The following is a 12928-nucleotide window of genomic DNA, read 5'->3' as shown; positions in this document are numbered from 1 at the left end:
GGCGCTATTCCGCGAGGTACGCCACGGTGTCGCGGAGCTTCTCCCCCGCGGCGCGCACGGCCGCGACGTCCGGCCCGGCCCGCAGCACCTCCCGCGACACCGCGGGCAGCAGGGTGCCCGGCCGTGCGCCGCCGAGCCCGGCAAGTGCGTCCGGGCGGCCGCCTTGCGCGCCGACACCGGGCAGCAGCACCGGCCCGCCGAGCTGCGACAGATCGGGCACCTCGGACAGCGTGGCGCCGACGACGACACCCACCGAGCCGTCGCCCGCGGCGTTCACCGCGGCGACCTCGTCGACGATCGTCTGCGCCACGGTCCGCTCGCCGGCCAGCGCGCGCTGCACCGACGCGCCCTCCGGATTGGACGTGGCGGCCAGGACGAACACGCCGCGGCCATGGGCGGCCGCGACGTCGAGCAGTGGCTGTAGCGAGCCGAAGCCGAGGTACGGCGACGCCGTCACCGCATCGGCGGCCAGCGGTGAATCCCCCGCCCAGGCCTGCGCGTAGGCGGCCATGGTCGAGCCGATGTCACCGCGCTTGGCATCGGCCAGCACGAGCACGCCGGCCTCCTGCAACCCGACGATGGTCCGCTCCAGCACGGCGAAGCCCGCCGACCCGTAGGCCTCGAAGAACGCCACCTGCGGCTTGACGATCGCGAAGCCCGCGAACGCCTCGACGCAGATGTCGCTGAACTTCGCCACGCCGTCGGCCGACACGGGCAGGCCCCAGGCGCTCAGCAGCTCCGGGTGCGGGTCGATGCCCAGGCACAGCGGACCCCGCTGTGCCATGGCAGCCCGCAGTTTGGGCCCGAAGGTCACTTGGCGCCCAACTGGCTGTGCAGCTCCTGCAGCGACCGCACCCCGATGTCTCCGCGGATACCGGCCTCGATGCCCTGCACCGCGGCCGAGGCGCCCTGCACCGTCGTCACGCACGGGATGCTGGCCGACACCGCGGCCGAACGAATCTCGTAGCCGTCGATGCGCGGACCCGAGTTGCCGTACGGCGTGTTGATCACCATGTCGACCTCGCCGGCCTTGATGGCGTCGACCGCGGACATCGCCGGGCGGTCCGGGCTGGGCTCCTCGAAGTTCTTGCGGACGACCTCGCACGGAATGCCGTTGCGGCGCAACATCTCCGCGGTGCCCTCGGTGGCCAGCACCCGGAAGCCGAGATCGGCCAGACGCTTGACCGGGAACACCAGCGAACGCTTGTCGCGGTTCGCCACCGACACGAACACCGTGCCGCCCGAGGGCAGCGAGCCGTAGGCCGCGGTCTGGCTCTTGGCGAAGGCGGTACCGAAATCGCTGTCGATGCCCATGACCTCACCGGTCGACTTCATCTCCGGCCCGAGCAGCGAATCCACCTGCGAGCCATCGGCTTTGCGGAACCGGTGGAACGGCAGGACGGCTTCCTTCACCGCGATCGGCGCGTTGGACGCGACGCTCGCGCCGTCGCCCTCGGCGGCCAGGATGCCCTCGGCCCGCAGCTCGGCGATGGTGGCGCCCAGCATGACCCGGGCGCACGCCTTGGCCAGCGGTACCGCGGTGGCCTTCGAGACGAAGGGCACCGTGCGGCTGGCGCGCGGGTTGGCCTCCAGCACGTAGAGCACGTCGTCCTTGAGCGCGTACTGCACGTTGAGCAGACCGACCACGCCGATGCCGTGGGCGATGGCCTCGGTGGCCTTGCGCACGGCGGCGATGTCGGTGCGGCCCAACGTGACCGGCGGCAGCGCACAGGCCGAGTCGCCGGAGTGGATGCCGGCCTCCTCGATGTGCTCCATCACGCCGCCGATGTACACCTCGGTACCGTCGCACAGCGCGTCGACGTCGATCTCGATGGCGTCTTCCAGGAACCGGTCGACCAGCACGGGGTGTTCGGGCGAGAGCTCGGTGGCCCGCTCGATGTAGCCCTGCAGGGTCTGCTCGTCGTAGACGATCTCCATGCCGCGGCCGCCCAGGACGTACGACGGGCGCACCAGCACCGGGTAGCCGATGTCGGAGGCGATCCGGCGGGCCTGCTCGAAACTCGTTGCGGTGCCGAAGCGCGGCGCCGGCAGGCCGGCGGCGCGCAGCACCTCACCGAATTCGCCACGGTCCTCGGCGAGGTCGATGGCCTTGGGGCTGGTGCCGACGACGGGCACCCCGGCCTTCTCGAGCCGGTCCGCCAGACCCAGCGGGGTCTGGCCACCGAGCTGCACGATCACGCCGACCACGCCCGGACCACCGGCCCCGGACGCCTGCTCGGCGTGGTACACCTCGAGCACGTCCTCGAAGGTGAGCGGCTCGAAGTACAGCCGGTCGGCGGTGTCGTAGTCGGTCGAGACCGTCTCTGGGTTGCAGTTGACCATGACGGTCTCGAAACCGGCCTGGCTCAACGTGGTTGCCGCGTGCACACAGCTGTAGTCGAACTCGATGCCCTGCCCGATGCGGTTCGGGCCCGAGCCCAGGATCAGCACCTTGGGCTTCTCGGTCTGCGGCGCCACCTCGGTCTCGGCCGCTGGGTCCAGCTCGTAGCTGCTGTAGTGGTACGGCGTCTTGGCGTCGAACTCGGCCGCGCAGGTGTCGACGGTCTTGTACACCGGACGGATGCCGAGCCGCTCGCGCAGTGCGCGCACCCCGACCTCGCCCGCCAGTTCCGGCCGCAGCGCGGCGATCTGCCGGTCGGACAGACCGCTGTGCTTGGCCCGGCGCAGCAGGCGCTCGTCGAGCACGGGGGCGTCGACGAGTTCGCCGCGCAGGGCCACCAGGGTGGCGATCTGGTCGACGAACCACGGGTCCACACCGGACGCCTCGGCCACGGCCTCGACCGAACCACCAAGGCGCAGTGCCTGTTCGATGTCGTAGAGCCGGCCGTCGGTCGCGGTACGCAGCCCGGTCAGCAGCTCATCGAGCGTCTTGTCGGGATCGTCTCCGGTCCAGAATCCGGTGCGCTTGGTCTCGAGCGACCGCATCACCTTGCCGAGCGCCTCGATGAAGTTGCGGCCCAACGACATCGCCTCGCCCACCGACTTCATGGTGGTGGTCAGCGTCTGGTCGGCGCCGGGGAACTTCTCGAACGCGAACCGCGGCGCCTTGACGACGACGTAGTCCAGGGTCGGCTCGAAACAGGCCGGGGTCTCCTTGGTGATGTCGTTGACGATCTCGTCGAGCGTGTAGCCGATGGCCAGCTTGGCGGCGATCTTGGCGATCGGGAAACCCGTTGCCTTGGAAGCCAATGCGCTCGAGCGGGACACGCGCGGGTTCATCTCGATGACGATGAGGCGACCGTCGGCCGGGTTGATGGCGAACTGGATGTTGCAACCACCGGTGTCGACGCCGACCTCGCGCAGAATCGCGATGCCCAGGTCACGCAGCTTCTGGTATTCGCGGTCGGTCAGGGTCATCGCGGGCGCGACGGTCACCGAGTCGCCGGTGTGCACACCCATCGGGTCGAAGTTCTCGATCGAGCAGACCACCACGACGTTGTCGCGGTGGTCGCGCATCAGCTCGAGCTCATATTCCTTCCAGCCGTAGATCGATTCCTCGATCAGCACGTTGGCCGTCGGCGATGCGGACAGGCCGTCGCCGGCCATCCGCTCGACGTCTTCCTTCGTGTACGCCATGCCCGAGCCCAGGCCGCCCATCGTGAAAGAGGGGCGGACGACGACAGGCAGTCCCAGCTCTGCGACGGTGTCGCGCACCTCGTCCATGGTGTGGCAGACGCGGGACCGCGCCGACTCACCACCGACCTTGGCGACGATGTCCTTGAACTTCTGCCGGTCCTCGCCGCGCTGGATGGCGTCGAAATCGGCGCCGATCATCTCGACGTCGTACTTCTCGAGGACGCCGTTCTCGTGCAGCGCAACGGCGGTGTTCAGCGCCGTCTGCCCGCCCAGGGTGGCCAGCACGGCGTCGATCTTGTTGCCGCGCTCGGCTTGTTGCGCGATCACCTTCTCGACGAACGCCGGGGTGATCGGCTCGACATAGGTGTTGTCGGCGTACTCCGGGTCGGTCATGATCGTGGCCGGGTTCGAGTTGACCAGGCTGACCTGCAGGCCCTCGGCGCGCAGCACGCGGCAGGCCTGGGTACCCGAGTAGTCGAATTCGCAGGCCTGGCCGATGACGATCGGGCCGGAGCCGATCACCAGGACGTGATTGAGGTCTGTGCGGCGTGGCATTACTTGCCCTCCCCTGCCATCAGGTTGGCGAACTTGTCGAACAGGTACTCGGCGTCGTGCGGACCGGCCGCGGCCTCCGGGTGGTACTGCACCGAGAAGGCGCGCCCGTCGAGCAGCGAAACACCTTCCACCACACCGTCGTTGGCGCAGGTGTGGCTGACCACGGCGCGGCCGAACGGGGTGTCGAACTCTTCCCCGGCTTCGCCTTCCAGCGCGAAACCGTGGTTCTGTGCGGTGATCGCGATGCGGCCGGTTGCCTGCTCAACGACCGGGATGTTGATGCCGCGGTGCCCGAAGGTCATCTTGTAGGTCGAGCGACCGAGCGCGCGGCCCAGAATCTGGTTGCCGAAGCAGATGCCGAACAACGGGATTCCGGCCGCGAGCACCTGCTGGGTGACCTCGACCATGTGGTCGGCGGTGGCCGGGTCGCCCGGGCCGTTTGACAGGAACACCCCGTCGACCTTGAGGGCGGCGATCTCGTCGAAGGTCACCGCCGACGGCAGCACGTGGCTGCGGATGCCGCGTGCGGCGAAGTTGCGCGGGGTGTTGGTCTTGATCCCGAGGTCGATGGCCGCGATGGAGAAGCGCTCGGCACCAACGGGTTCGACGACGTACCGGTCGCCGGTGCTGACCTCACCGGCCAGGTCGGCGCCCAGCATCGACGGCTGGTTGCGGACGCGGTCCACGAGGGTGTCGGTGTCGGCCAGAGCCGGACCGGAGAAGACGCCGGCCTTCATCGACCCGAAGTTGCGCAGGTGCCGCACGATGGCACGGGTGTCGACACCCGCGACACCGACGATGCCCTGGCGCACCAGTTCGTCGTCGAGGGTGCCGGTGGCGCGCCAGTTGGAAGCGCGCGGCGACGGGTCGCGGACGACGTAGCCGGCGACCCAGATTTTGTCGTCGCGGCTCTCGTTGTCCTCGCCGTTCCAGCCGGTGTTGCCGATCTGCGGGGCGGTGGCCACCACGATCTGCCGGTGGTAGCTCGGGTCGGTCAGCGTCTCCTGGTAACCGGACATGCCGGTGGAGAACACTGCCTCACCCAGCGTCTCGCCCACGGCGCCGAACGGCGTGCCGGTGAACACCCGGCCGTCCTCCAGCACCAGCACGGCGGTCTGATCGCTCGTCACTTACTGTCCTCCTCAACCCATTTGGCCAGTTCGCGACGGTCGTCGCTGCGGAATCCGGTATCGATCTCGGTGCCCGACGGCAGCCGCCACCGGATGGCGAGAATCCCGTCGTACGTGAGCACCTTGCCGGCGATGGCCCGCTCGGTGCGGATCGCGGTGATGGATTCGTCGGGAATCCAGATCGGGCTGCCGCCCGTGAGCTGCAGCATGATGCCCTCGGGATACCGCGTCATCACGGCCTTGCTGCGAAATCCGAGGGAGCCCACCGCAATTCGGTCCTGCCAGCTCGGCGCCAGGGTGCTGCCGACGTACAAGCCCTTTGTGGCCGAGACGATCGCCGGCCCCACGGTGTCGGGCAGCGCCGGGAGCAGTCCGACGGCGCCGGCCTGCCGCTGCACCCGGTGCATCCAGCCCTTGAGCATCTGCCGGATCGCGAACCCGGCCAGCACCACCACGACCGCGGCCAGTACCAGGTAGGTGATCAGCGTCCCGGTGTTCATGCGGGGCTGACTCCGTCCCGCGCGGTGACCTTGCCGCGCAGCATCGTCAGGGTGACGGTGGCGGGCAGCGTCATCGACTCGTACGGCGTGTTGTCCGAGCGGCTGGCCAGGCCGGTGCCCTGCACCGTCCAGGTGGCGTCGGGGTCGACCACGGTCAGGTTAGCGGGTTCGCCGACCGCGAGCGGACGGCCCTGGTCGGGCAGGCCGACGATGGCGGCCGGCGCCTCGCTCATCACGCGGGCGACGTCGCGCCAGCTGAGCAGGCCGGGCGCCACCATCGTCTCGACCACCACCGACAGCGCGGTCTGCAGGCCCAGCATGCCGGGCCGGGCGTGGGCGAATTCGCACATCTTCTCGTGCTCGGCGTGCGGGGCGTGATCGGTGGCGACGCAGTCGATCACCCCGTCGGCGAGGGCCTGCCGCAGCGCCTCGGCGTCGCTGGCTTCGCGCAGCGGCGGGTTGACGCGGTTGCGGCCGTCGTAGTCCGCGAGCCGGCTGTCGTCGAGCAGCAGGTGGTGCGGCGTGACCTCGGCGGTGATCGAGATGCCCTGGGCCTTGGCCCATTTGATCAATTCGACGGTGCCCGCCGTGGAGGCGTGGCAGATGTGCACGCGGGCACCGGCGTCGCGGGCCAGGATCGCATCGCGGGCGACGATCGACTCTTCCGCCGAGCGCGGCCAGCCGGCCAGTCCCAGCCGGGCGGCGTTCGGGCCCTCATGCGCGACGGCACCCACGGTCAGGCGCGGTTCCTCGGCATGCTGGGCGATCAGAACACCAAGTCCCGCAGCGTATTCCAGCGCCCGGCGCATCACCAGCGGATCGTCGACGCAGATGCCGTCGTCGGAGAACATCCGGACCTGACCGGCACCGGCGGCCATCAGGCCCATCTCGGTGAGCTGCTTGCCGTCGAGCCCGACGGTGACGGCGCCGACCGGGTGCACGTCGACCAGGCCGACCTGCTGTCCGCGGTGCCAGACGTGGTCGGTGACCACCACGGTGTCGGCGACCGGATCGGTGTTGGCCATCGCGAACACCGCGGTGTAACCACCGAGTGCGGCTGCTGCCGAACCCGTTTCGATGTCCTCGGCGTACTCGCGGCCCGGCTCGCGCAGGTGCGTGTGCAGGTCGACGAAACCGGGCAGCATGATCTGGCCGGCGGCGTCGATGACCTCGTCGGCCGTCAGACCGCTACCGATTTCGGCGATCTGCCCGTCGGCGATCAACACATCGACCGGATCACCCTCGCCGTACAGCCGGACGCCGCGAATGAGCGTGCTCACGCGATCACCTCCCGGCCCGCGCCGACGAGAAGCTGGAACAGCACTGCCATACGAACATGCACCCCATTCGAAACCTGTTGCAGTACAGCTGATTGCGACGAATCGGCGACCGACGAGGCGATCTCCATGCCGCGCAGCATCGGACCGGGGTGCAGCACCACCGTGTCCTCGCTCAAGCCGGCCAGGCGCTTCTCGGACAGTCCGTAGCGCACCGAGTACTCGCGCGCCGACGGGAAGAAGGCGCCGTTCATCCGCTCGGCCTGCACCCGCAGCATCAGTACCGCGTCGGCGGCCGGCAGTTCGGCGTCCAGGTCGTGCGAGACGGTCACCGGCCAGTCCCCGACCCCGACCGGCAGCAGTGTCGGCGGCGCCACCAGCACGACCTCGGCGCCCAGCGTCGACAGCAGCGAGACGTTGGAGCGCGCCACCCGGCTGTGCAGGATGTCGCCGACGATCACCACGCGCCGGCCCTCGAGACCGCCCAGGCGCTGGCGGATGGTCAACGCGTCGAGCAGCGCCTGCGTCGGGTGCTCGTGGGTGCCGTCACCCGCGTTGATCACCGACGGCCCGCCGTGTTCGTCGCGGGTCCATGCCGCAAGTTGTTGTGCCGCACCGGAAGCCGGGTGCCGGATGATCAGCGCATCGGCACCCGCGGCGCGCAGGGTCAGCGCGGTGTCCCGCAGCGACTCGCCCTTGGCCACCGACGAACCGGAGGCGCTGACGTTGATGACGTCGGCGCTCATCCACTTGCCGGCCACCTCGAACGACACCCGCGTGCGGGTGGAGTTCTCGTAGAACATCGTGATGACGGTGCGGCCACGCAGCGTCGGGAGCTTCTTGACGTCGCGGCCCAGCAGCGCTTCGCGGAACTTGTCGGCGTCATCGAGAATGGCCGTCGCCGCGTCGCGGCTCAGGTCCGAGGCGGACAACAGGTGTTTCACCGGGTGGGTCCTCCATAGGGCGCAATGGAGACGTGATCGTCTCCGCCGTCGGTCTCTGACAGCCGCACCTTGACGTTCTCGGTGCGCGACGTCGGAACGTTCTTGCCGACGTAGTCGGCGCGGATGGGCAGTTCGCGGTGACCGCGGTCGACGAGGACGGCCAGCTGCACCATGCGGGGGCGGCCGATGTCGCGCAGCGCGTCGAGGGCCGAGCGCACGGAGCGGCCCGAGTACAGGACGTCGTCGACGAGGATCACCGTCGCGTTGTCGATGCCGCCCTCCGGAATCGAGGTCGAGGCGAGCGCCCGCGGCGGTTTGAAGTTCAGGTCGTCGCGGTAGAGCGTGATGTCGAGGGCGCCGGCCGGCAGCTCGACGCCGGAGAATTCCTTGACCTTTTCGGCGATCCGGGTGGCCAGGGTGACGCCGCGGGTCGGGATGCCGAGCAGCACCACGCGCGGGGCGTCGGCCGCGTCGAGCGCGGTCTTCTCGATGATCTGATGCGCGATGCGCGAGATGGTCCGGCCCACGTCGGCAGCGGACAGCAATTCCCGGTCGGTGGAGTCACCCACGAGACACCGGACCTCCTTCTCCGCCTCTCTGGACGGGTCGTTAAAGGACGTCTAACTAGCCGCGTAGCTTAGCAGGCCGCCAGGGCGTCCTCGTCGGGCATGTCGCCGGCCGTATCGTCGAGCTCCGTCCCCCGGGTTTCGGGCAACACCAGGGTGCACACGATGCTGACCAGCACGAAGACGGCGATCATCAGCCCAACGGCCCAGCTCCCGAGGGCGGCGACGAGCGGGCCGGCGACCAGCGGCGGCAACGCGCCGCCGACGATTCCGGCGAGATTGAAGGCCATGCCGGCCCCGGTGTAGCGGTACCGCGTGGCGAACGTCTCAGGCAGGAACGCGCCGATGGGTCCGTAGGCGAGCCCGAAGATGCAGAAGATGCCGGCGATCGCCACCGCGAACCCGACCGGCGAGCCGGAGTCGATGAGCGGCATGACAAGGAATGCCCACGGCAGCGCCAACCCGAACCCGACCAGGATGACGCGCCGTCGCCCGTACCGGTCGCACAGCACCGCCGAGATCGCCGAGAACACCATGAGCGACACCCCGGCCAGGACGCCGACCGACAGGATCAGCGTCCGCGGATGGTGGATGCGGGTGCTGGCGTAACTCATCAGATAGGTGCCGCCGAGGAAGCTCATGGTGAAGATGCCGACCATGCAGCCGGCCCCGAGCAACACCTGCTTGCCCTGCCGTCGCACCAGCTCCGAGAACGGCGCGCGGGGCACCGTGCCCCGCTTCTGCTCGGCGACGAAGACGGGAGTCTCGTCGATGGTCAGCCGCACGTACAGCGCCACGGCCAGCAGCACCGCGCTGAACAGGAACGGCAGCCGCCAGCCCCAGTCCAGGAACACCGGGCTCTTCTCCCCGATCGTCACGTTGGCGATCAGCACCACCAGGTTGCTGACGGCCAGACCGGCCCCGGCGCCCAACTGGGTGAACATGCCGTACATGCCGCGTTTTCCGGCCGGGGCGTACTCGGCGCTCAGCAGTGCCGAACCCGCCCATTCCCCGCCGACGGCGAAGCCCTGGAACACCCGCAGGATCAACAGGATGATCGGCGCCGCCAGGCCGATCGTGGCCGAGCTGGGCACCAGGCCGACGCCGACGGTGGACAGCCCCATGATCAGCAGCGTCGCGACCAGAGTCTTCTTGCGGCCCAGCCGATCTCCGAAATGCCCGAAGACCGCCGCGCCGATCGGTCGGGCCAGGAACGCGACCGCGAACGTGGCCAGCGACGAGATGGTCGCCATGGCGGGCGGCAGGTTCGGGAAGAACACCTGCGGGAAGATCAGCGCCGCGGCCGTCCCGTAGATGTAGAAGTCGTAGAACTCGATCGCGGTGCCGATGAAACTGGCGAACGCCACCTTGTTCATCGGTGTGCTCGGGGTCGACGGGTCTGCAGCCACGTTAGGCAGGCTAACGTGACCGGGGTGAATCTCGACGCGAACACCGAATCGGTCAGCGCGGCGATCGACACCGGCCTGCTGGCCGGCGCGGTCACGCTGGTGTGGCAGGACGGCGCGGTGCGGCAGGTCAACACGCTCGGCCACCGCGACGTGGAAGCGAAGCTGCCGATGGAGCGCGACACCGTCTTCCGCATCGCGTCGATGTCCAAGCCGATCACGGTCGCGGCAGCCATGACACTGATCGACGAAGGCCGGCTGGCCTTGAGCGATCCCATCGCGAACTGGATTCCCGAGCTGGCCAACCCGCGCGTGATGACGAGCCTCGAGGGGCCGTTGGACCGGTCCGTGCCCGCGCGGCGGCCCATCACCGTCGAGGACCTGATGACGCATCGCGGCGGCCTTGCCTACGGGTTCACGGTGCCGCCGCCACTGGGCAAGGCCTACAACAAGCTGCAGTCGCTGCAGGATCCGGATCGCTGGCTGGCCGAGCTGGGACAGCTCCCGCTGGCGCACCAGCCCGGTGACGCGCTGACCTACAGCCAGTCGACCGACGTGCTGGGCTTCCTGCTGGCCCGCGTCGAGGGCAAGCCGCTGCCAGATGTATTGGCGGAACGCATCTTCAAACCGCTGAACATGGTGGACACCGGATTCGCGGTGACGCACTCCGGCCGGCGCCGCGCGGCGACCATGTACCAGCTGGCCGCCGACGGCGATGCCCTGCGCCTGCAGCCCGGGAAGATGGGCCCGCCGCAGGTGATGCCGCCGACCTTCTGCGCCGGCGGCGGCGGACTCTGGTCGACCGTCGACGACTATCTGACGTTCGCGCGGATGCTGCTGGCCGGCGGCGAGGTCGACGGCGTACGGGTGCTGTCGGAGGAATCGGCACGGGCCATGCGCACCGACCGGTTGACAGCCGAGCAGAAGTCACAGAACTTCCTGGGCGCGCCGTTCTGGATCGGCCGCGGCTTCGGGCTGAACCTGTCGCTCGTCACCGACGAGGCGAAGGCCACGCCGTTCTTCGGCCCGGGCGGCCCCGGCACGTTCAGTTGGCCGGGGGCCTTCGGCACGTGGTGGCAGGCCGACCCGAACGCGAACCTGATCCTGATCTACCTGATCCAGAATCAGCCGGAGCTCAGCGTGGATGCCGCGGCGGCCGTCGCAGGCAACGCCTCGCAGGCCAAACTCCGTTCGGCGCGACCGAAATTCGCGAAGCGGACGTACCAGGCGCTGGGCTTGTAGCTAACCGGCCCGGGCGGCGGTGAGCCGCTGCATGTCGGCCATCCCCTGTTCCTGGGCATCGTGCATCCAGGCCGGCAGTGGTGCCCGCAACTCGGGCAGCACCTCACCCTCGAGCAATCCCTGTAGCGTGGCCTGCTTGCCGCTGCGGCCCGCCTGGTTGTCGAGTTCGTGTGCGCCCGCGGGCGATTCGTAGTCGTAGAGCTCGTAGTCGATCCGGCGGGTGCGGTCGGCCGCCATGCCGCCGGGCTGCCAGTACGAGTAGCGGCCGAGCTTCGCGTCGGGTGTCCGCACGGCGACGATGTGGCTGGGCGCCGACGTCGGGATTTCGGTGGGCACCGCGCCACCGCCGAACATCTTCTGCACCGCAGGCGATTTCATCAGCGTCGCCATCTCTTCGACGGACATGTCGTCGGTCGCGTGGGCCACCCACGGGCGGCCCACCGCACCGGGGTCGGCCGCGATGGCGGCGATGTCGCCGCGCGCCTGTAGGTAGTTGTAGCGGCTGTCCGATCGCCAGCCGTTGCCGCCCGCGGCGATGGTGAGCAGCAGCGGTGCGATGTCGACGCTGGAGGTGAGCTGACGCCGGCGCTCGCCGGGTTTGGGGGTCAGGTGACCGGCCGGGTCGTGGATGTACAGCGGCACCCGGATGGACTCTTCATAGATCGCCGCACCCTTGCCGCGCAGGCCGTGCGATCCGGCGTACTCGCCGTGGTCGGAGGTGAACACGACGATGGTGTCGCGCTCGATGTCGGGACGGGAGGCCAGGGTGTCGAGGACGCGGCCGATCTGGACGTCCACCTGCTGGTGCAGCCACAGGTAGTTGTCGAGGCACCGGGCCCATTGCGCTGCCATGTCGGGACCCGAATACGGCACCGGGCCGGTCATCAGCGGCGACATGAAGTTCATGTAGTCGATCTGCAGTTGCGGCTTGCCGCGCCGTCGGAGGTCGTCGGCGTTCTCGAAGTTGACGGGCGTCCCGGAGAATACGTGCGGAACGTCGTCCGGCAGTGGGTTTCTCGGCCACCAGCAGATGTCGTGCGGGTTCACCAGGGACACCGTGGTGCACCACGGGCCGCTGCCGGCGTGGTCGGCGAACCAGCCGTCGAACTGGTCGGCGATGCTGTGGTCGACCTTGAGCCCCTGGTTGGGGCCACCGTTGGGTGACGGGTACGTACCGCCGGAAAAGCCATGGGCGTCAAGGCCGTCCGGGTTGGTGTCGGCGATGTGACCCAGGTGCCACTTCCCCCACCACCAGGTCCGGTAGCCCTGGTCGCGCAGCATGGTGCCCCACGTCGGAAACCGGGGCGCCAGTGTGGATTCGGTGGGTCCTTCCCCGGTGTACAGGCACCCCGTCTGGTGCGAGTACAGCCCGGTGGTGAGGACGCCGCGCGACGGCGTGCACATGTTGGATGCCGAGTAGTGCGAGTCGAAAGACACGCTGCGCTGCCGCAGCCGGTCCAGGTTGGGCAGCAGTTCGCCGAGCTGTTTGGCATCGGGAAACCATTGGGGCGACCGCATCTGGTCGACGATGATCACCAGGATGTTGGGTCTGCCTGCCGACTGGCCCCGGCCCGCCCGCGACAGGAACTGGTAACCACCGATCCCCGCCGCCGCCACCCCTGCTGCCGCCGCCGTGCCTTTGAGGACTGTGCGCCGGTCGATGTCCGCCATGGGGCCAGCCTAGGAGCCAATGCTGTCAGTGCGCATAGGC

The 12928-nt window shown here is 69.2% G+C and carries 10 protein-coding genes; 1 reads left to right on the top strand and 9 read right to left on the bottom strand.

Going from position 1 to position 12928, the window contains the following annotated elements:
- Positions 1–4 precede the first annotated feature (4 nt).
- The 8 genes from pyrF to ACJH6I_RS02035 all read right to left on the bottom strand — a co-directional run bounded on the left by pyrF (position 5) and on the right by ACJH6I_RS02035 (position 9945).
- On the bottom strand, positions 5–814 hold the full coding sequence (pyrF, locus tag ACJH6I_RS02070) for an orotidine-5'-phosphate decarboxylase (protein ID WP_406783646.1): 810 nt from the start codon (positions 812–814) through the stop codon (positions 5–7).
- Positions 811–4152, bottom strand: a complete 3342-nt coding sequence (gene carB, locus ACJH6I_RS02065; RefSeq protein WP_061006661.1) for a carbamoyl-phosphate synthase large subunit — start codon at positions 4150–4152, stop codon at positions 811–813. Before carB ends, pyrF begins: the two co-directional genes overlap by 4 nt.
- Positions 4152–5282, bottom strand: coding sequence for a glutamine-hydrolyzing carbamoyl-phosphate synthase small subunit (gene carA / locus ACJH6I_RS02060; RefSeq protein WP_061006662.1), 1131 nt, complete (start codon positions 5280–5282; stop codon positions 4152–4154). Before carA ends, carB begins: the two co-directional genes overlap by 1 nt.
- A complete protein-coding gene (locus ACJH6I_RS02055; RefSeq protein WP_061006663.1) occupies positions 5279–5782 on the bottom strand; it encodes a hypothetical protein in 504 nt (167 codons plus the stop codon). The genes carA and ACJH6I_RS02055 overlap by 4 nt, the downstream gene beginning before the upstream one ends.
- Positions 5779–7062, bottom strand: a complete 1284-nt coding sequence (locus ACJH6I_RS02050) for a dihydroorotase (protein ID WP_406783645.1) — start codon at positions 7060–7062, stop codon at positions 5779–5781. The genes ACJH6I_RS02055 and ACJH6I_RS02050 overlap by 4 nt, the downstream gene beginning before the upstream one ends.
- Positions 7059–8003 (bottom strand): aspartate carbamoyltransferase catalytic subunit, encoded by a 945-nt coding sequence (locus ACJH6I_RS02045; RefSeq protein WP_267325448.1) that lies wholly within the window; start codon positions 8001–8003, stop codon positions 7059–7061. Before ACJH6I_RS02045 ends, ACJH6I_RS02050 begins: the two co-directional genes overlap by 4 nt.
- Complete coding sequence (pyrR, locus tag ACJH6I_RS02040; protein WP_406783644.1) at positions 8000–8572, bottom strand: bifunctional pyr operon transcriptional regulator/uracil phosphoribosyltransferase PyrR; 573 nt, start codon at positions 8570–8572, stop codon at positions 8000–8002. The genes ACJH6I_RS02045 and pyrR overlap by 4 nt, the downstream gene beginning before the upstream one ends.
- 68 nt (positions 8573–8640) lie before the next feature.
- Positions 8641–9945 carry an MFS transporter gene (locus ACJH6I_RS02035; RefSeq protein ID WP_406783707.1) on the bottom strand — a complete coding sequence of 435 codons (1305 nt, stop codon included), beginning with the start codon at positions 9943–9945 and terminating at the stop codon, positions 8641–8643.
- A gap of 57 nt (positions 9946–10002) precedes the next feature.
- Here ACJH6I_RS02035 and ACJH6I_RS02030 point away from each other — a divergent pair, with 57 nt between their 5' ends.
- Entirely contained in the window at positions 10003–11217 is a 1215-nt protein-coding gene (locus tag ACJH6I_RS02030) for a serine hydrolase domain-containing protein (RefSeq protein WP_406783706.1), read from the top strand.
- On the opposite strand, the gene ACJH6I_RS02025 is transcribed toward ACJH6I_RS02030, so the two are convergent.
- Entirely contained in the window at positions 11218–12888 is a 1671-nt protein-coding gene (locus ACJH6I_RS02025) for a sulfatase-like hydrolase/transferase (RefSeq protein WP_406783643.1), read from the bottom strand.
- Positions 12889–12928: the final 40 nt, after the last annotated feature.

It is taken from the genome of Mycobacterium sp. SMC-13 (genome assembly GCF_045311035.1).
In the GTDB taxonomy this organism is placed as follows: Bacteria; Actinomycetota; Actinomycetes; order Mycobacteriales; family Mycobacteriaceae; genus Mycobacterium.
The sequence above is the reverse complement of the archived record's forward strand: the minus strand, read 5'-3'. Positions and strand labels throughout refer to the sequence as shown.